Source organism: Paenibacillus sp. SEL1 (genome assembly GCF_054602535.1).
This window is the reverse complement of sequence record NZ_CM137723.1, coordinates 5,727,216-5,751,537: the sequence shown is the minus strand read 5'-3', so window position 1 is coordinate 5,751,537 and position 24,322 is coordinate 5,727,216. Positions and strand designations below refer to the sequence as shown.

Here is a 24,322-nt window from a genome sequence, read left to right as displayed (position 1 = left end):
CTGCGAGGATTTTTAATGTCTAATTTGTTTAGTTGGGCATGATCCATACGATTTCGCTGATTCGAACAAAGAATTTTTTTCCGTATACATCTAAAATAACATGATCAGGCTTACAATCCACTACACATCCATCAATTCTGCCACGTGTTGTCTCAAGTACAACGTACTTGCCGATCACCGATTTTAATGTTTCTACGACGTACGGATCTACAGGGTGCACCACGACGTGGTGAGAGGTAGGATGGTGGGGGAAAGGTTGATTAACGTTGTAATTGAGCATTTGATTTGAATTCAATTGCTTCACTCCTTCAAGATTAGTTGTGTTATCCTATGCTCCTGCCTAGGAAAGGTGTAGGCTACTGCCCATCAGCAAAAACATTCATAACATTGCCGAAAAGCCCGGTCCGTAGGAAAGCTCAATACATAAGCTATGTTGTACCTTGAATTGAAGGAGGCAATGACCATGAGTGAATGTGAAAGAGGTTGTGGTGGCGGTTCAGTAGGGGGCTACCCAGGAGTATGGACATCGACAGGAGCTATTCTGGTACTGTTCATTCTGCTCGTTATCATTACGAAGTCTTTATGGGTTTAAAATGAACTGAGTAGCTTAACCCCCCCATTGGTATATAACCGATGGGGGGTTAAGTGTTTTAGAGGATGGAACGTATGTAAAACACCTCAAATAACAGCGTACAAGCCCTACACAAACTGTGCCGGGCTGGGCAGCTGTCATTTGAGTTACATTGGCATCTATAGACAGGAACGGACAATGGATCAGGATTAAATTAACGCAATCGCCAGCAGGGTGAACAGGCTCAAAGTTAAGATTTGATTCCCATACCCGTAGCCAGGATAAAAGGCAGACGTTTGTACACGTCCGTTCCGTTCTGTTTTTAAGTACACATTATTACGATCCACATCCATAATAGTTCCTTCGTACTGTTTTCCGTCAATGGTGAGAATACGCACCTTTTTATTCATGCAGTTCAAACAGTTGTAGTAAGCGTCCATTCCATCACCCCCTCTTATACATTGGCATTTTATGAGAGGGACGGTCTTATGGTAACGGCGAACATACAGGGAAAAGGTATTCCCTCCAACTTAAGACCTGACTAGAGTTAGCCTATTCTTGATAGGGATTAAAAGAGAAGCCGGGATATCCGTTAGTATAGGCGTAATCTCTTTGGGGGACGGCTTGATGGTGTGATGAAGCATCAGCAAGCCTTACATGTATCCCTGGTTTTCGAGGGGGCTGCTGCTTGCAGTCATTGGGAGGACCGATGATGACAGGTTTTTTAATAGGGGCGAGCGCTTCCTGAACCTTATTCTCATCCAGGCAGTAAGTATGAGCCAGAATGTTATTTGGCGTTAGGCGCAAAATGTCAGATCCCAGTATGAATTCAGGGGTCGGGGCATCAAAAATCGTCAACAAATGAGTGTTATCCATCGTGGCGACCAGATAATGCCACCATCCTTGAGGGACGTTAGCCACTTGGCCAGGTGTGATCGGAAAATGTCGTAATTCGCGGGTAAAGGGGTTAATCAGTGACACGGTTACTGCTCCAGAGATGCAGTAGACCAGTTCTGTGGCATTTTGGTGATAGTGAGGCTCCACAACATTAGCAGTGCTGAGGCGAATATCCAGCAGCGATACATTTGCCAATGTATTCAGCTGCTGGATCGACAGCTCGTTGATCGAATTTTGAGCATCCTTCTGAAACAAAACATTGTCGCTTAAATCATAGGTGAATTGTACAGTAGGAGAGGTGTAATCCATATATGAATTCACGCGTCGTTTCCAGCCTTTCTGTTAATCAAGATTTGATGATCGTACGCTACCCTATGCATACGCCCATATATGTGTGCGAGCAAATGTGATTTGAATTAGTAGAAATCAGGCTCCGATCCCGGGCAAGTTGAAGCGAAAAATAGCGAAAAAAGTCACGTATTCAAGTGTGGTCAGTACATGATCCATTGCTTTTAATACACGTCATCCCTTTAGGGATGGCGTTTTATTTGCTTGGGTAGTCTTAGGACCAGAGCCGGATGATACGTAAATGCGGCTTGTGGTATACTGCAACGGACGTGTGAAAGCATGATTGTCCCATTCCGTATGTAGCCACGCGTCATTTCTGCAGCTAGGCATAAGTTATGTCATAAGAAACATCATCGGATAAACGTCCCTGAGTTGTACAGGCCGGAATGGTTGCACCGGACAGAACATGAAAGAGGAGGTTGTCTGGAATATGAAAAAATTATCTATTTTAATCCTGTCCTGCGCATGTATGCTAGGTACTGTATTGTCAGTCGCACCAGGACAAGCACAAGCACAAACGTCAGCTTTGAAAAAAGGGATTCAAAGCGAACGGGTGCTGGAGCTTCAACAGCAGCTTCATTCGCTCGGTTATTTCAAGGCTGGGTTTACTGGGTACTATGGTTCTCTGACCAGTAAAGCGGTGGCTCGTTTTCAACGAGATAACGGTCTGACACCTGATGGAGTAGCCGGAGCGGCAACACAAGCCAAGCTGAAATCCTTCGGAGAGGTGCGCGTAACCGCGCTGGATCAACTGGCTCGTATCATTTATTCTGAGGCGCGCGGAGAATCGTTTGAAGGTCAAGTGGCTGTTGGCGCTGTCGTATTAAACCGTGTGCAGTCCGGCGAGTTTCCAAGCTCGATCCCGGACGTTATTTTGCAGCCTGGCCAATTCACCGCTGTACAGGATGGTCAATACCGCCTGAAACCAAACAAGACGGCATACCGTGCAGCCAGACAGGCACTTAACGGTGCTGATCCGACTAATGGGTCCTTGTTTTATTACAACCCGGCCATTGCCACAGCCAAATGGAGTAAAAGTCGCCCGGCTGTCATCTCACTCGGTCGCCATACGTTTACGAATTAATTGCAAATGAGAATACGCAAATTTCCATCCGTCAGTTGCTTCTTCTAGGAGCAGTGGCGGTTTTTTATATTCACAAATTTGTAATATTTTAGTGGTGATTTATCTGATTTAATATTAAAAATTCTACCTATTATTCCGATACTCTTAATAGACAAAAAAATGAAATCAAAGGAGTCTTTCTAAATGAGTCAACATCCTTACACTATCGAAGTAGATCAAGCCATGAAAACGGTACATATGGCGGTGAATGGAGTTTTTAGCCAGGAGGAGTATGATAGCTTTGTAAAAGATTATGTAGTCAAAACTTCATCCATTCAGGCGTCCAGCTTTACACTCAAGGTAGATTGTACCCAGATGGCACTTTTGGGTCCGGGAGAAGTGGAAAAATTGAAGGGCTCATTTGTACGTTATAAAGAAACTGGATTTGCCAAAGTAATCTTTGGCATCAGCCTTCAACAAACCATTATTAAAATGCAGCTTGGTCGAGTAGCACGCGAAGCAGGATTAAACAACGTAGATATTGTTGTACAATAATGCGCTGACGTATGTGTAAGGGGGAAGCCTGATGAGCCATATCAAAATAAAAGCACTGGGTGTGTACCATCCGCCCCATTCGTTGGGTAACGAATATTATGTTCGCCATTTTGACGAGCGGGGTAAAGATATTCGACGCTTCATGGAGCATATGGGTAGAAAACAGCGTTATATCATTGATGATCCGAACGAAAACGGCCTAACCATGGGAATTGCAGCTGCGCAAAAAGCTCTGGAACAGGCCGGTATGACAGGCCGTGATGTGGATATGATCGTGTTCTCCACTCAAGTTCCTGAGTCACTGTTTCCGATGAATGCTTTGTTTGTTCACCAGGCGATTGGGGCGAGACATGATGTGGCCGTGATGGATTCCAACGCGAATTGTGCAGGGATGACAGTCGCTGTCGATCAAGCCAGTCGGTCGATGCTATCTAATCATGACGTGCGGACAGCGCTTATTATTGGTTCAGATTATAATTCACTCATTTCCGGTCCGGAGGATGAGATTACTTATGCGAACTATGGAGATGCTGCATGTGCGGCTATTTTGGAGCGCACAGAAGAAGACACCGGTTTTATAGATTCAATGTATTTTACGGACCCAGTCAATATAGATAAAATTTTGTACCCGGCTCAGGGGTTAGCGGCAACACTCCAAAGGAACGCCCCCGGAAAATATATTCAGTGGCTTCCGTTTGACGCCAATATGGCCTTACCTCCTACATTTGATCTGCTTGAACGCATTTTAAAAAAGAATGGGCTGACGCCTCAGGATGTACGGGCTTATTGTCTGTCTCAGTTCTCGTTAGCAAATGTATTGAAGATTCAGGATCACTTGGAGCTAGAGGATGCCCAAATGATTTATGTGGGTGATCGATATGGTTACACAGGTACCAGTAGCCCGTTCATTGCGCTATATGAAGGTATTGAATCAGGTCGTATCCGGCGCGGTGATTATGTGCTGTTCTGGACGATTGGAGCTGGATATCAGCTGGTTGCTATGTTGTTTAAATATTAGTTATGCGAAGACCTTGCAGCTGTAAGGTCTTTTTTGTGTGTCACACAATGACAATTGTAATGATTTGGTTGTGCTATGTTTGATTATTTTGTAAAATTTAAACATTGAATTAAAAGAGAGAGCTTATATTGCGGACATCGGATAGCATGACAATTATGACGGAAAACATGGCACACAATTCATAATAGGAGCTGAAGAGTCATTAAGATCGAAAATTTATTTTATGGGGAACGAATAAAATTGGCCGCAGTCAGGGAAGAAGATGCCGAAGTGATGTTCAAATGGGGTGAGGATGCGAAGTATCTGCGAAATGTAGATACGGATTTGGCGCTCCCCTACACGTTGAAACAGATGGAGTCAGAAGGATCTCCCCGCTCTAACGAGGTCTATTTTCGATTAAGAACATTGGCAGATGATGTCTTGATCGGATTTGTTGCTATCCACGGGATTGAGTGGAATAATCGCAGCGGACAGCTGGCTGTAGGTATAGGTAATACGGACTACCGCGGCAAGGGCTTTGGGGCAGAAGCGGTACGGCTCATTCTTCGTTATGCGTTTTATGAGCTCAATTTGAATCGGGTCGGCTTGGATGTGATTGAGTACAATACAGAAGCGATCCGAACTTATGAGAAGGCGGGGTTCCAGCTTGAGGGTAGAGTTCGTTCCGCTGTTCTTCGTGATGGTAACAGTTATGATCGTATCATGATGGGTATCCTGTATTCTGAATGGAGCTCGACTGTTCAAATATAATAGATACACAATTTGTTCATAAAATATTCCATAATAAGCCTTTTAATAATGTGAAAAGAGGTTTATAGTTAAGGGGTCACATACCCAAATCATTATTAATTTGAGTATGAGTCAAAGCTGAGGAGGAATTTACATGGCAAACGTTGTAAGGTCCGTTACTTCACCCAAGAAATTTATTTCTGGACAAAATCTACTCTCGTCGTTAAATGACTATATTAAGGATTATGGCGATAAAGCCTTTGTCATTTGTGATGAGTTCATACTTGAAAGGGCCCAAAAGGAGGCAGGTGCTTCGATTGAAGCAGCTGGTAACCAGGTGGTCTTCGAGAAATTTCAATATGAATGTACAAAAGAAGAGATTGATCGTAACCGCGAATTGGTGCGTAAACATGGTTCGAACATTATCATAGGGATTGGCGGGGGAAAAACATTGGATACCGCCAAGGCAACGGCTTATTATGAAAAGCTGCCTGTTGTTATTTTCCCAACGATTGCTTCTACAGATGCTCCTTGTACCGCGCTTGCGGTTATATACAAAAAAGATGGCTCTTTTGATGAATATCTGTTCCTGCCTACTAATCCAGACGTTGTACTGGCGGATACAGGCATCCTGGCAGCAGCGCCTGCACGTTTCTTTGCAGCTGGAATCGGTGATGCACTGGCCACTTATTTTGAAGCTCGTGCCTGCTATCAGGCCAATGGAGATAACCTGGTTCTGAACAAGCCTTCCACTACAGGACTGGGACTTGCTCGTCTTTGTTATGATACGTTGCTGGAAAATGCTGTGAAGGCCAAACGTGCTGTGGATCGTAAAGTATATACTCGTGCGGTTGAGGATACGATTGAAGCTACTATTTATCTGAGCGGTGTTGGTGCAGAATCAGGTGGATTGGCAGCAGCACATGCCATTCATAATGGCATGACGGCTGTTCCTTCGCTCCATAAAGCACAGCATGGTGAGAAAGTTACATTCGGCTTGTTAACTCAGCTAGTGCTGGAAAATGCACCGAAAGAGGAACTGGAAACCGTGATTAAACTGGTGAAGGATGTAGGCCTTCCGTTGACGCTTCGTGACTTGGGTGTAGAGGAATTTGTTGAGGCTGAATGGCGCCAAGTGGCTGAAGCTGCTTGTGCATCGAATGATACAATGGTCAACATGCCGTTCCCGGTTAGTCCTGCTGACGTGTACAATGCAATCATTGCAGCGAATGCAATAGCAGAATCCTATCAAGAATAGTTTCTTCCTAAATCACGAAAATGGGTTTACAAAAACGGGTCTGTCACATCACTGGCAGACCCGTTTCGTTTACGTGCACTAACATGTGAAACGAAAGAAGGGTACCAGGGACTTATATCCTATCTTGTTCTGACCGATATACATGTAACAGGGAAATTAGGTTGGTTACACAGCAGGAGGAGATTTGATGTTGGTGCATGGTAAAACACGTAGGGGTAACTTGTACATCCATATGTCCAGCGGTTTTCACAAAATTGGAGATTATCGGGAAGAATATTCTGTAGCACCGGGTGATCGGCTGATGTCTAGACTGTCCAAGCGGATCTACACCATTGTATCCGTACATCTTGGTGAAGAGGCGTATGCCGATATTGATCTAGAAGAGGTTATCAGAAATAGTTAGAGAGCTTTATTTGGATTTAGTATAAAAAAGCTTCCACTTTGCTCTTAGAGCGAAGTGAAAGCTTTTTTCTTTCAGCGGAGGGACTCATGAAGAAGGTCTCGTGTGATGATATTATTTTGGTTCATAAAATGTCTGATTGCTGCTTGTGAATTGGTTGCAGACAGCTCCTTTCCCCATGTCATGGCATAGGCCCAGGCTGGCTGGTTTTGCAGCACCTTCGCACTCGGCAGAATATCACTTTCTCCGATTCCCATAGGCTTGCCCTGCGCAAGCTTTAGCAATTCAGTGTAATAGGAGGATTTATAATCATTATTATAGATATCAGCTGCAAGAATATCTACCCGGTTAATACCTGGGAAGGATAGATTATAGGGAGTGCTATATGCGTTTGGGGCATTGGGACTCCACACCCACAACAGGTTATCCAGATGATGGACATGAGTGAACCGATCATACATTAGATTCCACAACTTAGCGTAATTTTGCTTGTTCCCCCACCAAAACCAGTTGCCGTTCATCTCATGATAGGGTCTCCATAAAACAGGTACATCCGCGTCTCGTAAAGTCTTAAGGGACAGAGCCACCTCATCCAGATCGGCGATCAGTTGTTTATATTGCGGGGTACCCGGCGTGATGTAACGATTAAATTCAGCTTGAGTTATTTTTGCTTGTACATTTTTCCACGTTTTGGGTGTGCCCGGTAGCGCCTGATGGAAGGTAATAGCTACGATTCCGCCGTCCTGACTCCATTGGATAGCACTATTCACAACATGCTGACGTTGCTCTTGTAGGGCCGTACGAGACTGATTAGCTAATCCTCCAAACTCATAGCCGTGAAGTCCTGCGTATTGTCCGCTGATTTGTTGTAGCTTGTTATTTTGTTCATCCGGTGCCTCTAAGTAATCATGCTGCCCGGAAATTAGCATATCATCCGGTACATTAGATAGGTAGGTGAGTAATTGCTTAGCTTTGGCAGAGGCCTGAACATTAATTGGCGGGGCGGCATCGGCAACAATGAATGATTGCTGAGAACCGCTGAAGAGTAAAACAAGCATTAGCAGTAGCACCCTCTGTAACCAAAAGCGTGTTGAGTGAGATTTCATGGCGCTCCTCCTTTGATGCATGGTAATGGGATTAGTATTTTTCTTTTTGCTTTCTAAGCTGTATATAGGCACTAATAATAATCACCAGCAGACTAATCATGGCCCATCCATTGAATTCCTGTGAGTGTGTCCAGTTGTCCCATACAAGGAAGCCTAAAATTACAACGAGCAAACTCATTGTGAGATACATTTTGGTTTGTGCTGGACGTTGGGTGCGTTTTGAAATCCAATGTATGATGCCGAAAACGATGGCTGCCTGAAATAAAAATATACCCATTATCATTAAACTTGCTATAAAGATTGGGGACATCGGTATCCTCCTCCTGGGTTTACAAACAGAATATGCAGGTTGTAACCGGAATGTGGATTCTTGGATGTGAATTTAATTGCAAGTTGAGTAAACAATTGAGCGCTGGTTACGATCTTGAACAAGTTGACTAAATTATACCATAACTACCGTCCTGCAATGAAAGACGTCTAAATACCCACTCTACCCTGATTCGACATCAGACTTTATATTCAGCGAAATATTGACATAAGGGGGTACACTTCACATATATGAAGATGCAATCAGAAATATGTGGTAAGTATATACATAAAAGCACCGCGAAATCGACGGAAAAGTTTGGTAAGATTAAAGTGGATTGAAAAGGAGGTACTCTTATGAATGAAGAAAACAGACCATTCTCTAGATCAGCAGATGCTCAAGGAGCCAAAGCGAACTTTGATGCCAATCAGCGGAAGCTTCACTCCGAGGGAGTGCCTAGCTTATGGCGTCAGGTCAGCAACCTGCTGATTCTAGTTGGCGTGATTGCATTGATTATCATTTTAGCTCGAGTGCTCTAATTGAGATATCCAAAAAAACGAAAAGAATTTGAAGAATTAGGGATGTGAAATGGTGTTAAAAGCAGCTTTACTTTTTATATTAGCTGGCATCGCTGAAATTGGAGGAGGATATTTGATTTGGCAGTGGCTGCGTGAAGGGAAGACATGGTATGTCGGACTTTGCGGCGGAGTAATTTTGGCTGTGTATGGAATCATCGCTACCTTTCAGGTTTTTTCCTCCTTTGGGCGTGTATATGCAGCATACGGAGGTGTCTTTATTGTTCTTTCCATCGCATGGGGCTGGTGGATTGATAAAAAGACACCCGACTTGTACGATTTCATTGGTGGATTGATTTGTTTGGTCGGTATAGCTGTAATCCTGTTTCCGCGATCAGGGTGATAGGACGAAAAACCCTTTTTTATTTTCGAAAACATGACTATAGGTCTAAAAAAATAAGCTTCATATTCCGAAATAGAACTTAAGGAGGGGGTTCTATGAACTGGAATCAAATGAAGCTTAGATTGAAATTTGGCAGTACTATGCCGAAGAATGAAGGTAATTTCTCTTTTGGTATCATGTGTGGACTCTTAATCAGCATCGTGCTGTGGATCTCGATCATTGGCTGGATTATGCTGATCTTTAAGTGATTTTACGAAATCACTGTACATATCAAAGCAAATAAAATTAAGGGCTGCTCACAAACCTGTGTCCTATTACCCATGCTTTATTTTGTGAAATCGTTACGTAACTTGTTTATCCCGCGACCTATGGCTTCATCAATCATATCGGTAGCAGCAGGTGTATCTGTATCGGTGTCAGGAATGCGATTAAATCCTGGCTCGCGCTTGTCGAGGGATTGTTTATGTTCGATTTGATCGTCAGTACGATTTTTTTCAGAGTTATTATCTCTCATAGCACATCACAGCTCCTTTTATTAGGTACATTCAGCTTCTATACTTTACATAAACGCTTGTGCTCCAGACTAAACGTTGATAAAAATAAAACCGGGAGGGACTAAATCCCACCCGGCACTTCCCAAACAACTAGCGATGCTCAATCAGATCAATCGCTCCCAGAACAACATGAGCCAGTCCGAAACCGAGAATGCCTGTAGCTGCAAGTTTGTACTTACTGCTCAGCAACACAGCGCCTGAAGCCGATACTACCGTTCCAAGAACAGCTGGAATCATACCTTCACGCATTCGTAACACCCCTTCTGGTAGTTTGGAAAGACGTTTATTAGTGTGATTCAAATGTGCACAAGTTATACAAAAAGAGAAATTTATTATTTTTTTTTAAAAAACACTTTACAATTCGATAAAATTATCGTATTATATGTTGGTGCCCAATTGAACGACATTTACATAACGAGAACACTTCTTAATCAGATGCATGTTTCTCAGATACTTGTAAGACAAGTAAGTGTAAAGATTAGCGTTCCTAAATTTATGCCGGGGTGGCGGAATTGGCAGACGCACAGGACTTAAAATCCTGCGGTAGGTGACTACCGTACCGGTTCGATCCCGGTCCTCGGCACTATGGTTTTTCTCTTGAATCCCTTGATTATCAAGGGATTTTTTATTTTTTAGTGATTGAAGTCATGACTTCAATATGACAGGGAGCGAGTGCCTTTTTCGCTCTTGGGGACGGATTGGCGACGAACTTTTGGATCGAAGACATCGAGGTGTGCTGTTGTTTTACGACTAAGCTTCTTGGTGACGTGAGCATAGGTGTCTGAAGTCACTTGAGATGTGGAATGTCGCAATCGATGCTGAATCTCCTTGATAGGATGCTCCCTAGCCAATGGCAATGTGGGCTGAAGGTGGTGTAGGTGTCGATATCCGATACATAACTCCGAGTGATATTAGATAAGTATACTGATTGAACAAAAGTAAGATTTATCGTGAAATAAAAGCGAAGACTCAACCAGTATAATAGCTGGTATGAGTCTTTTTTTATATCCAATAAAAAATAAATATGCAAATATATAGATTATATTTATAGATCAGCAAGTTTATGTTTAGACACAGTTCCTCAATTAAATTATTCTTAGTCTATTAAACATATTGGAGGATTACCTTAATGAAGAAAGCATGTATAACGATTTTATTTTTAGTTCTTTTATCCCTTCCCTTATCGAATGCTTTTGCAGCCGAGGCAGAGTATTCAGAAAATTTAATTCCAAATATGACCTCTAACACTTTGCCATCTGGTGTGGCAAGCTCAAGTAATGAATTTTCATCCGCAAATAGAGCTTTCGACGGAGATTTTGCTACTATTTCTAGCGCGTGGGGTTCAAATGTAAATACAGCATGGTTAAGATATGACTTTCCTACTCCTGTGGTTATAGGTCAGTATGTTATATATCCACAAACTACGGCAAGTGATCGAGCCCCTAAAGATTGGACTTTCGAAGGCTCCAATGATGGGGTTACTTGGAACGTTCTAGACACACAGTCAAATATCACTGGATGGGTAGATAGCACTCCCAAAAAATTTACTTTTTCTAATTCTAATTCATACAAGGATTATAGAGTTAATATAAGAGCCAACAATGGAAATCAAATTTTAGCTATTGGTGAACTAGAGATGATGTCTAAAGTATCGAGCTCTACTCCTAATCCAGGAACAGAGGACCCGGACCAAACTTCAAACGGGGATCGTGCAATTCTGGTAGTCACCATGACAACAGGATTGGAGAAAGAATTCGATTTGAGCATGGAAGAAGTCAATGACTTTATCTCATGGTACGAAAGCAAGCAGGCTGGATCTGGATCGGCTTCATATGCCATCAATAAACACGATAACAATAAAGGTCCATTCAGCAGCCGTAAGGATTACATGTTGTATGATCGTATCCTCACATTTGAAGTAAGTGAATACTCTAAATAAAATTAAAAATCTCTGCTAACCTTAATTGGTCGGCAGAGATTTTTCGTTGGTCAGTTTGAATTTAGAGTAGATGTGAAAAAGGACTCCGTTGGTATGTAACCAGTATGGAGTCCTTTGTTGTTTATTATTTAGTTGAATACTCGCTTACCTCAAACGTGAGTATTTTGTTGAATATTACATAGTAATTGCGACTGCTAAAAGGACCTATGTTATTCTTATGTTTATTGATTGCATAGGAAGCCGTACCTGAACCCGCTTGTTTAGCCTCATACCAGGCAATAAAATCGTTAACTTCTTTCATACTCAGGTCAAACTCTTTTTCAAGACCAGTATCCATAGTGATAACTAAAATAGCTCGGCCTATATCTTTAGGTGTATCTTGATCAGGATTAGTTTCAGTTCCTGGATCAGGTGCTGGAGGTGTATCTTTTGTATCTGGGTTATAAGTTTTTAATACCCCATCAATATCAAATGCATCCATTCCAATAGCACCATTAGTTTTAATTATTAATGTGTGTTCTCCTTGTGGCAAGCCCGTTTTCTCAAACGAAATAGCTTGAAAAGCACTTTTTTTATTGTACTGTGTATAAGGATATTCGACTCCATCAAGTGTCAGCGTATAATTTTGAGTTTTCCAAATAGATACGGTAGTAATGAGTCTTATTTTTGTTCCTGTGAAATTAAATTTAATGAATTTTTCATTATTGTCATTAGTTAATGTCTCAGAGCCATTATAAAAGGTTCCGTTTGTAGATTTAAACCACCCATTACCTTCATATTGAATATGGGAGTCAGTGTCATCGTAGCGATTCCAGCCTTCTTCTGGGGAGGTAAGAGATTCACCTACTACTGCGGCATAAACCCCTTGATTAAAACCGAATAAAAGAATTAAAGATAATAAAATTAGAGTTGATAGTTTTTTCATATATATTCCCCTTTTGTGTTATTTGTTTTACAAGAATATAAGAATGGAAAAGGAATGTCTAAACATTAATGTCTATATATTCAAATTTATGTTTAGACAAGTTTTGAGGAATATATTACCTTAGTATCTGTTCAACAGATTACTTAGGGGGAAATATTGTGAATATGAAATTTATAAAAAAAATTAGTGTTTTATTCGGAGTTTTTTTATTTACAACAGGTATACTTTTGAATTCGAATTTATATGCGGCATCTGTGGGAGAAGGGCTTACTGAACCAAAAGTAGGATGGAAACGTTATAATGAAACAGCAACAGCAATTAAATATAATGGTAATTGGTTAGCTTATTCGACGAGCAACTCGTATTATGGTGGTTCTCATAAAGTTACCAGTGGTATTGGGGATTCAGTTGAGTTTAAATTTTATGGAAACAAGATGGGATTAATAGGAGTTCTTTACATTGGAGCATCTAAAAACATAGAAGTCTCCATAGACGGCGTCAAAGAACAAATATCTATGTATAGAGATGGAGTATCATATCAAACATTGAACTATGAGAAAACAGGATTAACTGATTCTGTTCACCATGTAATTATAACGAATAAGGAAGCCAAAGAATTTTATGTGGATGCAATTGACATTAATGAAGATGGAAGGTTGATAGGCCAGAACGTTCCTATAAATTTAGAGGCTATGGGCGGAGATAGCCAGGTTAAATTGAATTGGGATTTGGTGAATGATGCGGAAAGCTATACAGTCAAATATGGGACGGAACCAGGCAAGTACACCGAAACGGCAACAGCTTCAAAAGACGCATATGGAAATTTCGTCATTCCAGGTCTGACCAACGGAACAAAATATTACTTTGTTGTGAGTGCTAAGATTAATGGCGTTGATTCTGAATACTCCAATGAAGCATCTGCCACTCCAGAAGGAGGAGGAGACGGTCAAACTGATCCTGAGCAACCTTCAGGTAATCGCGCAATCCTGGTAGTTACTATGACAACTGGCTTAGAGAAGGGATTCGATTTGAGTATGAAAGAGGTCAATGACTTTATTGCATGGTACGAAGGCAAACAGGCTGGTTCTGGATCAGCATCCTATGTAATCAATAAACATGACAATAATAAAGGCCCATTCAGTAGCCGTAAAGACTACATGCTGTATGATCGTATTCTAACGTTTGAAGTAAGTGAATACTCTAAATAAAAGCAAATCCCCGCTAACCTTTAATTGGTCAGTGGGGATTTACATTTTTATCTCTTCTTAGCCCGATACCATGATATAACTGCTGTATTAAAACTTTGTTTCGAATCACTTTAATTAATGCTTTACTCTATTCATATGTTATCATATCTGTTTACACAGATGATGATGTCCCCTTATTTTCGTTACTTTTAACTTTTCTTGTTTTCTTAGTTCTCCGTCTAAGAATGACAAACATATAAACTGTAGCAATCAACAATGACTTTATATAGAAAACGTCATGTAATTGTTGAGAGTAGAAAGCTAGAACAGCAATAAACATAAGGACGGAAACAATTATTTGTACTGCAGGATGATAAACAAACTTTATAAATTTACTATGTTCATTACTTTTTTGAAGATCAATTACTAAATACACTACGAAAATAGGAGTAGTAAATAAAACTCTTTTAATTATATCTACTATTGTTTGTGAATTAAGTGTAGTAAATATAAGATACGACAAAGTAAGTACAATAAAAGAAATAAAAGAAGTATTGGAATTACTTAATTTTAAAAATCCTACCAACCATCGCACTAATACCTTGAAAGGATAAACAATTAGAAGCGAAAAAATCCAAGTAAGCAAATTCCAAAAAATGTCTGATGTAACGATCATATATAATCTCCAATAAATCCGCATCGGCTACGGTATTTGCTTTTTCATCTGTAATGTATGTATCGGTATTTTCCGTCATTTCCTTTACAGCAGACATACGAGCTGGATTGCTGTCAAAGAAGGACAACTAAATTTTATGGGCTGATAAGTCTAATTGCGAGATATTGTCATAATAGAGGACTGGAGTGCGGGCAGAGTAGACCTATGAGCGATGCGAATAAGTATTTCACAGAATATTAAACCCCCGGATTGCTCCGGGGTTGTTTTTTATCTGATCGTATATTCGTAAACTTTATCCTGAATCTTTATCTCTGCTTTTAATGGCTTATCACTTTTAGCCACCTCATTGGGGATCTCTGAAAGATAGTACAGTGTTCCCGTTTTAAGTGGGTCTACGCTAGTTATGTTGGTGTAAGTAAAGTCTTCACCACCACGTTCCTCAATAGTACTGAATGTATCATAATCATATTTGTTATCAAATTTTAGGTTTACTTCCGCTATTTTATCCGCTTTAATACCTTCTGCCCCAAGATTTTTGGCTTTAATGATTAGAGCAAAGAAGGTGGAGTCTGTTTCTTTGGATTCGTATAGTGTGTGGAAGTCTCCCGGTTTAGAGGGTTCGATTTTTTTCGAAATCTTATTTCCCGTTACTGTTATATCAGCAAAATCTTGTATTGTAACTGTCTCGCCCTTTTTAATAGGTGTAACCGTATCTTCTTGCTTTTGTTCCACTGGTGCTGCTGGTGCGGCAGTATTCGTTGGCGTAGTAGCTGGTTTAGTGTCATTTGTTGTGGCAGTTTGTTTAGGCGAGCAAGCTGCAAGCGTTAGAAATGCGGCAGCCACCAATATACCTATTACAATTTTCATATTATCCCCCTGATTTTTTATTTTCGTATAGTCTATCAGACCTAGGAATATTTTTCTAGGACAAAAGTTTTGGATTCGGCATACAAAAAGCCTTGTCTAGAACGTATGTTCGGAATATGATTTCTACATAACACATCAGGAGGCTGTATACATGGGAAAGAAACTTGAGGGCAATGGATTATGGGAAAGCAGTCGGATAATCATCCCTGAACATAAGGAAGCATTGCCTGAAGCTTATGAAAGATCGCCAACGGCGTGGTAAGCCTGAACTTGATGATCAAGAAGTGCAGCTAATTGAGCAGGCGATCATAGTCTCTTACAACACACGTCAACCTATATCGATAGTGTTTTTTAGCCCGTTCGATGACGAAGAACTCACAGGTGTAATCACGTCTATAAATACTGCTCGCAGGGAAGTGAAAATGTTTCGTGGCGAGGATGATTTTAGTTGGAACAAGTTGGAGGATATCATTTCAGCAAGTATCTAGCAAAAATCTAAGGGGAGTAAATATTCTACTGACGTTATCCAACAAACAAGAAATATTTTCAACCGCCTTACCTACGACATTTCAAGTCGAAGTCTTTCTAGGAGCATTTGACGCTAGTGTTTTAGCTGATTAACTAAAAAAGCAGATTCTCATATCGCAATCGAAGACTTCCTGATGATGATGCGTTACACCCGCATCAAGTTAAAGAAAGAGGCTTACAGAGTGGTACAAGACTATTACGGAGAAGCTCACTTTTACAGAAAAAGCCTGATGAGCTACAACGACATCGCGCTGGGCCAAGGTAACTTTTTCTTCGCTAGCGGTCCATTCGTTGTGCGAAAAATGGACCGCTGGCGAAGAAAGGTATCAATTTAGGTTAATGAAACAATTCTATAGGCTCTTGCTTGTCGTGGCTGGAAAATTAACAAAAGAGGCAGGGGGATCCGTGCCTTCGGCGTTTTATAATTCTACGTCTGTGAAAAGCGGAGTGGACAAATAACGCTCACCTGTATCAGGTAATATGACCACGATCATCTTGCCTTTGTTTTCTGGAAGTTTCGCAATTTGTGTTGCTGCATAAACCGCAGCCCCAGAAGAAATACCAACAAGCAGCCCTTCTGTTTTGGCAAGCAGGCGTGCAGTTTCAAACGCATCTTCGTTTTTAACTTTGAAAACCTCATCCACATATTCTTCATTAAAGTTATTTGGAATGAAACCAGCACCGAGTCCTTGTAGTTGATGTGAACCTGGAGTACCGCCAGACAGCACTGGTGAATCGAACGGTTCGACGGCTATCACTTTTACAGAAGGTTTTCGTTCCTTCAATACTTGGCCAACGCCCGAAATAGTTCCACCTGTACCTACGCCCGCGATAAAAATATCTACACCGCCGTCTGTATCCTGCCAGATTTCCTCCGCTGTAGTTTTGCGATGAATTTCTGGATTGGCAGGATTGCTGAATTGCTGTGGTATGAAAGAGTTCGGTATTTCGGCAGCCAAGAGCTCAGCACGCTTGATAGCGCCTCTCATCCCCTCGGATCCCGGTGTTAACACAAGCTCAGCACCGAACGCAGTCAAAAGCTTACGACGTTCGATACTAAACGTTTCAGGAAGTGTAATTATAAGTTTATATCCAAGAGACGCAGCTGCAAATGCAAGTCCGATTCCAGTATTTCCACTTGTCGGCTCGATAATAACGGAGTCTTTATTGATTAAGCCCTTCTCCTCAGCGTCTTTAATCATAGCATATCCAATACGGTCCTTAACGCTACCAGCCGGATTAAAATATTCCAACTTTGCTACCACGCTTGCCTCAATATTTTGGATTTGGCTGTAGTTCAGCAGTGCTAACAAAGGAGTATTCCCAATTAATTCTGTCAACTTTTGGTGAATTTTAGTCAAAATTATCCCTCCAAACAATTTATTCATATCTACTTGCTATGACATAGATATTATCACGAAGTTTTCTTCATAACCATGTCCTGTTAATTCATAGTACGGAGCGGGAACGAATGGAGACAGTCTAAGCCTAAAGTTACTACTCATAAAAAGTAGTTCAAGCTTATTCAGAACCAAGAGAGTCATTAAGAATGTATACCGTGTATCATTTTTTTTATTTCGGAATAATTATCACAGTTCATAATAAACTGGCTTTTTCCTAGGATGCGTCGGAGGATAGAAATTAGATTACAGTGTACAATAAACGATAGTGGCATGAGGTAAGACAACACATACGGCAAAAGATACTACCCGCTAACCTAGTGGTCGGCGGATAATGATTTTGTATTTAGTAGAAGGCAAAAAGAGCAGTAAGGAATTAATCCCTTCTGCTCTTTTTATTGGGAACAGACTGTAGTATTTTGTGTAGAATACAGTCCAAATGAGAACATATACGAACACACAAAAGCCTTGAGGATGCTGGATTTTGGAACTTTATTCCAGTACAGTATATTGAAAACTCATGTTTTAAAATCCTGCGGTAGGTGACTACCGTACCGGTTCGATCCCGGTCCTCGGCATTCTTGAATTACCATGGACACATCAAAGTTAAATGAACGAAAATAATGAGAGATCTTGTAGCTGCAGTGGAGCATTCAGCGGGTACGCAGGATCAACAAAAAACGTCTCACCGTTAACATACGGAGAGGCGTTTTTTATTTTGGCAAGATTAAGCGATCTTGTAACAGAGAGTCGGAGCCTTTCTATTGCATCAATGGTTATAATCGTAGGTATCACGAAATGGGGGCTTTATAATTGAGTGTAAATTATCTCCAAAAATGAAGAGGTATAAATCCTTCAAACAGAATTTTGTTGTTTTTAATTAATCATTGGGAAGGTGGTTCAGTGAAGCTGATATGAATCTGACTTATCATATGGAACAGTTAAGAGTTTGTTTTATGAATTTCATTAACTATGTATATTTTGTAATGGATGAGAAAACAAGAGACATAGCTATTGTTGACCCATCATGGGATTTATTGAAAGTAGAATCCTATCTTCAACAATTGAATGGCGATCTCAAAGCGATACTATTAACTCACTCACATTGGGATCATATTAATTTGGTAAATCCACTCCTAGAAAAATATAACCCGCAAGTATTCATGTCAACAAACGAAATCGATTTTTATAATTTTAGATGTAGAAATTTATATTCAATTAAAGACAAGGATTCAATCAAGGTTGGTGAAACGGAAATCAAAAGTCTTTTGACCCCCGGACATACCGTGGGAAGTGTATGCTATCTGTTGTCAGATCGCTTATTTACTGGGGATACAATATTCATTGAAGGTTGTGGTTTTTGTGACCCAAATGGAGGAGATCCGGTAGAATTATATAATAGCGTTCAAAAAATAAAGCGAGAAATTGATGACTCTATTCAAATTTATCCTGCTCATTCATTTGGTAAAGCGCCTGGTTTTACACTCAATCACCTCATGGATGAAAATATTTATTTTCAATTTACGAGTAAGGAATCTTTTATTAAATTTAGAATGCGTCCGAACCAAAAGGGCCTGTTCGATTTCAAATGAGTCTGTAATGTGGCCCAGTGCTAATGGTGAAAGAAAATATTGAATATATAAAATAGTACATAATGATTTATCGCTTGTATATGCCCCAGGTGCTCAAGTTCACTAGTATAAAACACACGGATCAGTTCTTTTATGAGCCGCCAGAAACATAAAAGCTGTACTCGAAAGATAATAATGACTTCAAATTGAGCATTTTCAGAAAGGTCTGTGAATCCAATGATGAACTTGCCGTTCCCAATCAACTGTGAATTGACAGGGTTTGAGTAGAGGATTATAATGGAAAAACATTATTCCAATTATATGATTATATGAAAAATAAAGGAACTTGTCTGTGGTTAATCGCTGGCGGGTCACGTTAACCATTAATGAGGGATATATCGTGAGAGATTGTAGCTTATCAAGTAGGATAAGTGAAAGGGCGAAGCTATGTATATGGGTAGTAGACATTATAGAAGATGATTTGGCAGTACGTTTTTATAGGAGATGAGTTAAGTGAGCTGGTACGTGTTTTTTGTGCGAACGGGTAAGGAAGAACAGGTCAAGCAGCTTATTAATGAGTGGTTGGATTCTGAAGTCTACAAACCCTTTATACCTCTCCAAGAGAGACTTTTTAAAGTAGCAGGAATAGTAAAGAAAGAATGGGCTCCTTTGTTCCCAAGCTATGTATTTATTGAGTCGAATTTACCTGACTTGCAGTTCGTAACCAGTACAAATTCAATGATTTGCACTTCTAGTGATATCATTCGTTTATTGAGATACTCGAAGTTTGAAGCTTCAATGAGAGATTCGGAGAAACAAATGTTAGAGAGTCTATGCAATGATAGCTATTGTATAGAATCATCAACTGGAATTATTGAAGGAGACAATATACGTATCCTAGATGGCCCACTTAAAGGAAGGGGGAGTATAGTTAAGAAAATAGATAGACATAAACGACAAGCGGTCATTCAGTTGGAATTTATGGGTGATATTAGGTTAGTGAGAGTGGCGTTGGAAATTATAAGTAAGGTTTAAAGTGGAGAACTTATGACGAGTTCATACTCCATGAGGAAGCTTTCAGAACCCATAAGGGATTTGAAGGCCTTTTTTGATTTGGACTGCTAAGGTAGTAGTTTACTAGGGGGGATATGCGTAGCCTCGTATGCAGAACAACTAATATTGAAGCGGGAAGATGCCGTGATGAAGGCGGCCGTCAGTTTTGTCCATGCAGATTATAACGCAGACGCTCCCCTTGATCGGGAAGTTTTTCATTCGGACGAGTGTAGTTACTTTGAGAATTTGGTTTTCCATCGGCGGAAATCCAACTTTGTGCTTGGCAGGCTAAGTGCGAAACAAGCAGTTTCGGTGCTATTAAGTGAGCCAAACCTGCGCAACGTAAGTGTGGAGACAGGTGTCTTTGGCCAGCCCATGCTTCGAATCAATGGTGTCCACAGTTACCAGGTGAGCATTGCCCATTGCGACTATATCGGAGCGGCTGTTGTTTTTCCCGAAGCGCATCCCATGGGCATTGATATTGAGAGGATTGATTCTAAGCGAAATAAGACAATTGAAAGCCAACTGACGACGGAAGAAAAGGAAAGAATCTCTGTCGTGCGGGGAGTAGGGGAGTACTCAGCTTTATTGACGGTTTTTTGGACAGTGAAGGAGGCCCTGTCGAAAATATTGCGCACAGGTTTTACGACATCGCTGCATGTACTTGAAATGAATGAGACCAGATTGGTGGATGGATACTTCCAAAGTACATTTTCACATTTTCCACAATATGCTGCCCAGTCTTACCGGTTAGGTGACTATATCTGCACGATTGTAGCACCAAGGAAGACGGAATGGAGTATGAATACTTCTCGGATTTATGAGAAATTCAATACAATTTTTCATCGAAATCCGTTTGTAGGTCATGCTTACTGAATACCAGGTTTGTTGAGTTTTAAATCATTTATTTTTTAGGAGGATACCCATGCATAAGGAAGAAGTATTCGATATTGTTAAACGTTGTATTTGTGAAGTGCTTCCTGAATTACAAGATCACACGTTCGAGTATGGCGATCGATTGGTGGATTTGGGTGCAGATTCAGTAGATCGGGCCGAAATTGTAAACAAGACGATGGAAACATTATCTCTTAATATTCCGCGTGTCGAATTATCTGGCATGAAAAATATAGGGGAATTGACAGATGCACTTTATGCGAAATTATGAAAAATTATGAAAAGTCTGAGTTAGTCGTTACGGGGATTGGCGTGACTTCGGCGATTGGGCAGGGGAAGGCTGCTTTTGCCTCGGCGTTGTTCAAAGGGCAGCATGCATTTGGCGTCATGCAGCGCCCTGGCAGAAGAGGCGAAGCTTCATTTATAGGTGCGGAGCTGCCAACCTTGTCTTATCCGAAGGCATTATCCAAACGAATGTTACGTACAGCATCATTTTCGGGGCAGGTAGCCATGGTAACCCTTCAAGAAGCCTGGGATGATGCCCAATTGGATAACGTTGATCCTAGCCGTATTGGACTGGTGGTTGGAGGCTCCAATTTACAGCAACGGGAGCTATTTCAGACCTATGAGGCCTATCGGGAAAAAATGTGCTTTGTACCGCCGACCTATGGGGTTTCCTTTATGGATACTGATTTGTGCGGACTATGTACCGAACAGTTCGGCATTCAGGGGTTAGCTTATACCGTCGGTGGTGCATCCGCGAGTGGACAAGTCGCAATCATTCAAGCAATTGAGGCCATTCAAGCAGATCGTGTTGATGTTTGTATTGCAATGGGGGCATTGATGGATATTTCGTATATGGAATGCCAGGCATTGCGGTCCTTGGGAGCGATGGGAAGCGACCGATATGCCGATGAACCTGCAATGGCGTGTCGACCATTTGATCAGTCGCGGGACGGGTTCATCTATGGGGAATCTTGCGGGGTTGTAGTCATAGAACGGGCCGATTCTGCCGTGAGGCGTCGGGAGAAACCTTATGCCAAACTTGCAGGATGGGATATGGGAATGGATCGAAACCGGAATCCCAATCCCTCTTACGAAGGCGAAGCCCGAGTGATTAGAAGAGCTTTGGAGAAAGCAAAGCTAATACCGGAAGAGATTGATTATATTAATCCCCATGGGACAGGCTCGGTCGTTGGAGACGAGATAGAAATAAAGGCATTACAGGATTGTAAATTGTCACATGCCTATATCAATGCAACCAAATCTATTATCGGTCATGGCTTGAGCGCGGCAGGAACGGTTGAAATTGTGGCTACTCTTTTACAAATGAAAGAGTCGAGACTTCACCCTACCCGTAATTTGGAGGAGCCTATCCATTTGGACTGCAATTGGGTGAAGAATGAGTCTGTACCAGCAATTATTCACAATACCATGAATCTGAGCATGGGATTTGGTGGAATCAATACTGCCATTTGTATGCAAAAATGTGAGTCGCGTATTTGAGAGAGGGGGACGATTATGGTTGTCGTGGGAATTGAGGCAATGAACGTTTTTGGTGGCTCTGCCTATCTGGATGTTATGCAATTAGCCCAACACAGGCAATTGGATCCTGCAAGGTTCGAAAATTTATTAATGAAAGAAAAGGCGGTTGCCCTGCCTTATGAAGATCCAGTTACCTTTGGAGTAAATGCGGCAAAACCGCTGGTGGACGCTCTTTCAGAAGCGGAAAAAAACCGAATCGAAATGCTTATCACCTGTACAGAATCAGGTATTGATTTTGGGAAATCAATCAGTACATATATTCACCACTATTTGGGGTTGAATCGGAATTGCAGATTATTTGAGCTCAAGCAAGCCTGCTATTCCGGTACTGCAGGACTCCAAATGGCGGTGAATTTTATTCTTTCTCAGGTCTCTCCAGGAGCAAAAGCGCTTGTAATTGCCAGTGATATTTCACGATTTATTGCTGCTGAAGGCGGGGATGTCTTGAGTGAGGATTGGTCTTATGCTGAGCCCAGTGGAGGCGCAGGGGCCGTGGCAATGCTCATTAGTGAAAATCCTCATGTTTTTCAAATCGATGCAGGCGCTAATGGATATTACGGCTATGAGGTGATGGATACTTGCCGGCCGATTCCAGATAGCGAGGCTGGGGATGCAGATTTGTCTTTAATGTCCTATCTGGATTGTTGCGAGCAAGCGTTTTTGGAATATCAAAAACGGGTGAAAGGAGTGGATTATAAAGATACCTTTCAGTATCTTGCCTTTCATACTCCTTTTGGCGGAATGGTAAAAGGGGCGCATCGCACGATGATGCGAAGGTTGACTCAATCCAAACCAAATGAGATTGAGGCAGATTATTTACAACGTGTTAAGCCTGGATTAGCGTATTGCCAACGAGTCGGAAATATTATGGGGGCAACTTTGTACCTCTCCTTGGCAGGTACGATTGATCAAGGTACATTCGATGCTCCAAAGCGAATCGGCTGTTTTTCCTACGGGTCAGGCTGCTGCTCTGAATTTTATAGCGGGGTTGTTATGCCGCAAAGCCAGGAACATCTGCGGCGTTTTGAAATTGAGCGTAATTTGAATGATCGCTATCAGTTATCTATGGATGAATATGAATCCCTGCTAAAAGGCAGTGGCGCCGTACGATTTGGAACCCGCAACGCCAAGCTGGATTTTCAATTGATTCCGGGGGTCATAGCTTCCGGGAAAGGGAGACAGCGGTTGTATTTGGAAGAAATCTATGAATTCCACCGTAAATACAGGTGGGAATCATGAGTTATCAAACGATTCAGGTTCGCTTTCAAGAATCGATTTGTTATATTCGGTTTTACCGACCTGAGGCAAACAATACGATTAATAATACCCTCATCGAGGAGTGCTTGCATGTGCTGGCACTGTGTGAAGAGTCGGTTACGATCGTAGTTTTGGAGGGTCTGCCAGAGGTGTTCTGTTTTGGGGCGGATTTTGAGGGAATGCGTGAAAAAGTGGAAAGTGGACAAGAACATGCAATGAGTCCAGAGTCTATGTATGATCTGTGGTTAAAACTAGCAACTGGGCCTTATATCACGATTTCTCATGTGCGAGGAAAAGCAAACGCTGGTGGCGTCGGATTTATTGCTGCCAGCGATATTGTGATAGCTGACGAGACGGCACAGTTCAGCTTGTCAGAATTGCTATTCGGACTTTTTCCTGCTTGCGTTCTACCTTTTTTAGTCCGCAGGATTGGATTCCAAAAAGCGCATTATTTAACACTAATGACGCAGCCCGTTTCGGTTCAACAGGCCCATGTATGGGGATTGGTTGATGCGTACGATGTTCAGAGCGAGATGGTACTACGCAAACATTTATTACGCCTCAGACGATTGACCAAGAAGGGGATCTTACGCTACAAGCGCTTTATGGATGAACTCAACGATTTGCGTCAATGTAAACCACTAGCGTTGGCGTCCAATCAAGAGGTGTTTTCAGATTCTCAAAATCTTAAGGGGATTTTCCGGTACGTTGAAACGGGGCAATTTCCGTGGATGGACTGATGGCGTGCGCCACAAG

Annotated in this window: 29 protein-coding genes, 1 tRNA gene and 1 pseudogene; 21 read left to right on the top strand and 10 right to left on the bottom strand. The window is 41.5% G+C overall.

From position 1 onward, the window contains the following. Window positions 1–28: 28 nt before the first annotated feature. Window positions 29–295, bottom strand: coding sequence for a DUF2642 domain-containing protein (locus ACYCSE_RS26170; RefSeq protein WP_025719729.1), 267 nt, complete (start codon window positions 293–295; stop codon window positions 29–31). Window positions 296–463: 168 nt separating this feature from the next. Here ACYCSE_RS26170 and ACYCSE_RS26165 point away from each other — a divergent pair, with 168 nt between their 5' ends. Further along, on the top strand, window positions 464–592 hold the full coding sequence (locus ACYCSE_RS26165; RefSeq protein WP_013371969.1) for a hypothetical protein: 129 nt from the start codon (window positions 464–466) through the stop codon (window positions 590–592). A 188-nt stretch (window positions 593–780) separates the two neighbouring features. Here the strand turns inward: ACYCSE_RS26165 and ACYCSE_RS26160 are convergent, their stop codons facing one another. Together ACYCSE_RS26160 and ACYCSE_RS26155 are read right to left on the bottom strand one after the other, a co-directional pair. Further along, window positions 781–1,011: an LSm family protein gene (locus ACYCSE_RS26160; RefSeq protein WP_025719727.1), complete on the bottom strand. Its 231-nt coding sequence runs from the start codon at window positions 1,009–1,011 to the stop codon at window positions 781–783. A 112-nt stretch (window positions 1,012–1,123) separates the two neighbouring features. Further along, the gene (locus tag ACYCSE_RS26155) at window positions 1,124–1,789 is read right to left on the bottom strand and encodes a cupin domain-containing protein (protein ID WP_061828481.1); all 666 of its coding nucleotides are present in this window, start codon (window positions 1,787–1,789) and stop codon (window positions 1,124–1,126) included. Between the two features lie 457 nt (window positions 1,790–2,246). On the opposite strand from ACYCSE_RS26155, the gene ACYCSE_RS26150 reads away from it, so the two are divergent. From ACYCSE_RS26150 to ACYCSE_RS26125, 6 genes are all read left to right on the top strand, one after another. Next, a complete protein-coding gene (locus ACYCSE_RS26150; RefSeq protein WP_165178363.1) occupies window positions 2,247–2,900 on the top strand; it encodes a cell wall hydrolase in 654 nt (217 codons plus the stop codon). Window positions 2,901–3,083: 183 nt separating this feature from the next. Then, complete coding sequence (locus ACYCSE_RS26145; RefSeq protein ID WP_459700679.1) at window positions 3,084–3,434, top strand: hypothetical protein; 351 nt, start codon at window positions 3,084–3,086, stop codon at window positions 3,432–3,434. 31 nt (window positions 3,435–3,465) lie between these two features. Next, window positions 3,466–4,452, top strand: a complete 987-nt coding sequence (locus tag ACYCSE_RS26140; RefSeq protein ID WP_459700678.1) for a ketoacyl-ACP synthase III — start codon at window positions 3,466–3,468, stop codon at window positions 4,450–4,452. 273 nt (window positions 4,453–4,725) lie between these two features. Beyond that, complete coding sequence (locus tag ACYCSE_RS26135) at window positions 4,726–5,202, top strand: GNAT family N-acetyltransferase (protein WP_459702571.1); 477 nt, start codon at window positions 4,726–4,728, stop codon at window positions 5,200–5,202. A gap of 133 nt (window positions 5,203–5,335) precedes the next feature. Further along, window positions 5,336–6,439, top strand: a complete 1,104-nt coding sequence (locus ACYCSE_RS26130; RefSeq protein ID WP_023989402.1) for a glycerol dehydrogenase — start codon at window positions 5,336–5,338, stop codon at window positions 6,437–6,439. 187 nt (window positions 6,440–6,626) lie between these two features. Further along, window positions 6,627–6,842: a hypothetical protein gene (locus ACYCSE_RS26125; RefSeq protein WP_013311038.1), complete on the top strand. Its 216-nt coding sequence runs from the start codon at window positions 6,627–6,629 to the stop codon at window positions 6,840–6,842. Between the two features lie 71 nt (window positions 6,843–6,913). On the opposite strand, the gene ACYCSE_RS26120 is transcribed toward ACYCSE_RS26125, so the two are convergent. Further along, window positions 6,914–7,945, bottom strand: a complete 1,032-nt coding sequence (locus ACYCSE_RS26120) for a glycosyl hydrolase (protein WP_039272214.1) — start codon at window positions 7,943–7,945, stop codon at window positions 6,914–6,916. Window positions 7,946–7,976: 31 nt separating this feature from the next. Next, the gene (locus ACYCSE_RS26115; protein WP_039272213.1) at window positions 7,977–8,255 is read right to left on the bottom strand and encodes a hypothetical protein; all 279 of its coding nucleotides are present in this window, start codon (window positions 8,253–8,255) and stop codon (window positions 7,977–7,979) included. A gap of 353 nt (window positions 8,256–8,608) precedes the next feature. On the opposite strand from ACYCSE_RS26115, the gene ACYCSE_RS26110 reads away from it, so the two are divergent. From ACYCSE_RS26110 to ACYCSE_RS26100, 3 genes are all read left to right on the top strand, one after another. Then, complete coding sequence (locus tag ACYCSE_RS26110) at window positions 8,609–8,791, top strand: hypothetical protein (RefSeq protein ID WP_039272212.1); 183 nt, start codon at window positions 8,609–8,611, stop codon at window positions 8,789–8,791. 52 nt (window positions 8,792–8,843) lie between these two features. Further along, the gene (locus ACYCSE_RS26105) at window positions 8,844–9,170 is read left to right on the top strand and encodes a YnfA family protein (protein ID WP_023989398.1); all 327 of its coding nucleotides are present in this window, start codon (window positions 8,844–8,846) and stop codon (window positions 9,168–9,170) included. Window positions 9,171–9,265: 95 nt separating this feature from the next. Beyond that, a complete protein-coding gene (locus ACYCSE_RS26100; RefSeq protein WP_165149143.1) occupies window positions 9,266–9,418 on the top strand; it encodes a hypothetical protein in 153 nt (50 codons plus the stop codon). Between the two features lie 77 nt (window positions 9,419–9,495). On the opposite strand, the gene ACYCSE_RS26095 is transcribed toward ACYCSE_RS26100, so the two are convergent. Both ACYCSE_RS26095 and ACYCSE_RS26090 read right to left on the bottom strand, forming a co-directional pair. Further along, window positions 9,496–9,684 (bottom strand): hypothetical protein, encoded by a 189-nt coding sequence (locus ACYCSE_RS26095; RefSeq protein WP_039272211.1) that lies wholly within the window; start codon window positions 9,682–9,684, stop codon window positions 9,496–9,498. A gap of 130 nt (window positions 9,685–9,814) precedes the next feature. Then, a complete protein-coding gene (locus tag ACYCSE_RS26090) occupies window positions 9,815–9,973 on the bottom strand; it encodes a hypothetical protein (RefSeq protein WP_013311032.1) in 159 nt (52 codons plus the stop codon). Window positions 9,974–10,221: 248 nt separating this feature from the next. On the opposite strand from ACYCSE_RS26090, the gene ACYCSE_RS26085 reads away from it, so the two are divergent. Further along, window positions 10,222–10,307: transfer RNA gene (locus ACYCSE_RS26085), tRNA-Leu, on the top strand. A gap of 546 nt (window positions 10,308–10,853) precedes the next feature. Then, window positions 10,854–11,663: a discoidin domain-containing protein gene (locus ACYCSE_RS26080; RefSeq protein WP_459700672.1), complete on the top strand. Its 810-nt coding sequence runs from the start codon at window positions 10,854–10,856 to the stop codon at window positions 11,661–11,663. A gap of 124 nt (window positions 11,664–11,787) precedes the next feature. Here ACYCSE_RS26080 and ACYCSE_RS26075 read toward each other — a convergent pair whose 3' ends face one another. Beyond that, window positions 11,788–12,588 carry a bacterial surface protein gene (locus ACYCSE_RS26075; RefSeq protein ID WP_459700670.1) on the bottom strand — a complete coding sequence of 267 codons (801 nt, stop codon included), beginning with the start codon at window positions 12,586–12,588 and terminating at the stop codon, window positions 11,788–11,790. Window positions 12,589–12,746: 158 nt separating this feature from the next. Between ACYCSE_RS26075 and ACYCSE_RS26070 the strand changes: the two genes are divergently transcribed. Then, window positions 12,747–13,796 carry a fibronectin type III domain-containing protein gene (locus tag ACYCSE_RS26070; protein ID WP_459700667.1) on the top strand — a complete coding sequence of 350 codons (1,050 nt, stop codon included), beginning with the start codon at window positions 12,747–12,749 and terminating at the stop codon, window positions 13,794–13,796. Window positions 13,797–14,718: 922 nt separating this feature from the next. Here the strand turns inward: ACYCSE_RS26070 and ACYCSE_RS26065 are convergent. Further along, window positions 14,719–15,318, bottom strand: coding sequence for a bZIP transcription factor (locus ACYCSE_RS26065; protein ID WP_459700665.1), 600 nt, complete (start codon window positions 15,316–15,318; stop codon window positions 14,719–14,721). 151 nt (window positions 15,319–15,469) lie between these two features. Between ACYCSE_RS26065 and ACYCSE_RS26060 the strand changes: the two are divergent. Further along, window positions 15,470–15,806 (top strand): annotated as a pseudogene (locus ACYCSE_RS26060) (YolD-like family protein). Between the two features lie 459 nt (window positions 15,807–16,265). Here ACYCSE_RS26060 and cysK read toward each other — a convergent pair. After that, window positions 16,266–17,207 (bottom strand): cysteine synthase A, encoded by a 942-nt coding sequence (gene cysK / locus ACYCSE_RS26055; protein WP_459700663.1) that lies wholly within the window; start codon window positions 17,205–17,207, stop codon window positions 16,266–16,268. Window positions 17,208–18,160: 953 nt separating this feature from the next. Between cysK and ACYCSE_RS26050 the strand changes: the two genes are divergently transcribed. The 7 genes from ACYCSE_RS26050 (at window position 18,161) to ACYCSE_RS26020 (ending at window position 24,306) form a co-directional block, all read left to right on the top strand. After that, window positions 18,161–18,838, top strand: coding sequence for an MBL fold metallo-hydrolase (locus ACYCSE_RS26050; protein WP_061828475.1), 678 nt, complete (start codon window positions 18,161–18,163; stop codon window positions 18,836–18,838). A gap of 492 nt (window positions 18,839–19,330) precedes the next feature. Next, on the top strand, window positions 19,331–19,852 hold the full coding sequence (gene loaP / locus ACYCSE_RS26045; protein ID WP_459700661.1) for an antiterminator LoaP: 522 nt from the start codon (window positions 19,331–19,333) through the stop codon (window positions 19,850–19,852). 165 nt (window positions 19,853–20,017) lie between these two features. Further along, window positions 20,018–20,746 (top strand): 4'-phosphopantetheinyl transferase family protein, encoded by a 729-nt coding sequence (locus tag ACYCSE_RS26040; RefSeq protein ID WP_459700659.1) that lies wholly within the window; start codon window positions 20,018–20,020, stop codon window positions 20,744–20,746. A 49-nt stretch (window positions 20,747–20,795) separates the two neighbouring features. Next, entirely contained in the window at window positions 20,796–21,035 is a 240-nt protein-coding gene (locus tag ACYCSE_RS26035; protein ID WP_459700657.1) for an acyl carrier protein, read from the top strand. Beyond that, entirely contained in the window at window positions 21,032–22,270 is a 1,239-nt protein-coding gene (locus tag ACYCSE_RS26030; RefSeq protein WP_459700655.1) for a beta-ketoacyl synthase N-terminal-like domain-containing protein, read from the top strand. Before ACYCSE_RS26035 ends, ACYCSE_RS26030 begins: the two co-directional genes overlap by 4 nt. A 15-nt stretch (window positions 22,271–22,285) precedes the next feature. After that, the gene (locus tag ACYCSE_RS26025) at window positions 22,286–23,548 is read left to right on the top strand and encodes a hydroxymethylglutaryl-CoA synthase family protein (RefSeq protein WP_069289930.1); all 1,263 of its coding nucleotides are present in this window, start codon (window positions 22,286–22,288) and stop codon (window positions 23,546–23,548) included. Further along, window positions 23,545–24,306 carry an enoyl-CoA hydratase/isomerase gene (locus ACYCSE_RS26020; RefSeq protein ID WP_254329807.1) on the top strand — a complete coding sequence of 254 codons (762 nt, stop codon included), beginning with the start codon at window positions 23,545–23,547 and terminating at the stop codon, window positions 24,304–24,306. The genes ACYCSE_RS26025 and ACYCSE_RS26020 overlap by 4 nt, the downstream gene beginning before the upstream one ends. Window positions 24,307–24,322 lie beyond the last annotated feature (16 nt).

Excerpts from the sequence above, each read along its gene's own strand:
- ACYCSE_RS26165 (WP_013371969.1), top strand. The coding sequence starts at position 464 with ATGAGTGAATGTGAAAGAGGTTGTGGTGGCGGTTCAGTAGGGGGCTAC.
- ACYCSE_RS26160 (WP_025719727.1), bottom strand. The coding sequence starts at position 1,011 with ATGGACGCTTACTACAACTGTTTGAACTGCATGAATAAAAAGGTGCGT.
- ACYCSE_RS26150 (WP_165178363.1), top strand. The coding sequence starts at position 2,247 with ATGAAAAAATTATCTATTTTAATCCTGTCCTGCGCATGTATGCTAGGT.
- ACYCSE_RS26145 (WP_459700679.1), top strand. The coding sequence starts at position 3,084 with ATGAGTCAACATCCTTACACTATCGAAGTAGATCAAGCCATGAAAACG.
- ACYCSE_RS26140 (WP_459700678.1), top strand. The coding sequence starts at position 3,466 with ATGAGCCATATCAAAATAAAAGCACTGGGTGTGTACCATCCGCCCCAT.
- ACYCSE_RS26135 (WP_459702571.1), top strand. The coding sequence starts at position 4,726 with ATGTTCAAATGGGGTGAGGATGCGAAGTATCTGCGAAATGTAGATACG.
- ACYCSE_RS26130 (WP_023989402.1), top strand. The coding sequence starts at position 5,336 with ATGGCAAACGTTGTAAGGTCCGTTACTTCACCCAAGAAATTTATTTCT.
- ACYCSE_RS26125 (WP_013311038.1), top strand. The coding sequence starts at position 6,627 with ATGTTGGTGCATGGTAAAACACGTAGGGGTAACTTGTACATCCATATG.
- ACYCSE_RS26120 (WP_039272214.1), bottom strand. The coding sequence starts at position 7,945 with ATGAAATCTCACTCAACACGCTTTTGGTTACAGAGGGTGCTACTGCTA.
- ACYCSE_RS26115 (WP_039272213.1), bottom strand. The coding sequence starts at position 8,255 with ATGTCCCCAATCTTTATAGCAAGTTTAATGATAATGGGTATATTTTTA.
- ACYCSE_RS26110 (WP_039272212.1), top strand. The coding sequence starts at position 8,609 with ATGAATGAAGAAAACAGACCATTCTCTAGATCAGCAGATGCTCAAGGA.
- ACYCSE_RS26100 (WP_165149143.1), top strand. The coding sequence starts at position 9,266 with ATGAACTGGAATCAAATGAAGCTTAGATTGAAATTTGGCAGTACTATG.
- ACYCSE_RS26095 (WP_039272211.1), bottom strand. The coding sequence starts at position 9,684 with ATGAGAGATAATAACTCTGAAAAAAATCGTACTGACGATCAAATCGAA.
- ACYCSE_RS26090 (WP_013311032.1), bottom strand. The coding sequence starts at position 9,973 with ATGCGTGAAGGTATGATTCCAGCTGTTCTTGGAACGGTAGTATCGGCT.
- ACYCSE_RS26080 (WP_459700672.1), top strand. The coding sequence starts at position 10,854 with ATGAAGAAAGCATGTATAACGATTTTATTTTTAGTTCTTTTATCCCTT.
- ACYCSE_RS26075 (WP_459700670.1), bottom strand. The coding sequence starts at position 12,588 with ATGAAAAAACTATCAACTCTAATTTTATTATCTTTAATTCTTTTATTC.
- ACYCSE_RS26065 (WP_459700665.1), bottom strand. The coding sequence starts at position 15,318 with ATGAAAATTGTAATAGGTATATTGGTGGCTGCCGCATTTCTAACGCTT.
- ACYCSE_RS26050 (WP_061828475.1), top strand. The coding sequence starts at position 18,161 with ATGAATCTGACTTATCATATGGAACAGTTAAGAGTTTGTTTTATGAAT.
- ACYCSE_RS26040 (WP_459700659.1), top strand. The coding sequence starts at position 20,018 with ATGAAGGCGGCCGTCAGTTTTGTCCATGCAGATTATAACGCAGACGCT.
- ACYCSE_RS26035 (WP_459700657.1), top strand. The coding sequence starts at position 20,796 with ATGCATAAGGAAGAAGTATTCGATATTGTTAAACGTTGTATTTGTGAA.
- ACYCSE_RS26030 (WP_459700655.1), top strand. The coding sequence starts at position 21,032 with ATGAAAAATTATGAAAAGTCTGAGTTAGTCGTTACGGGGATTGGCGTG.
- ACYCSE_RS26025 (WP_069289930.1), top strand. The coding sequence starts at position 22,286 with ATGGTTGTCGTGGGAATTGAGGCAATGAACGTTTTTGGTGGCTCTGCC.
- ACYCSE_RS26020 (WP_254329807.1), top strand. The coding sequence starts at position 23,545 with ATGAGTTATCAAACGATTCAGGTTCGCTTTCAAGAATCGATTTGTTAT.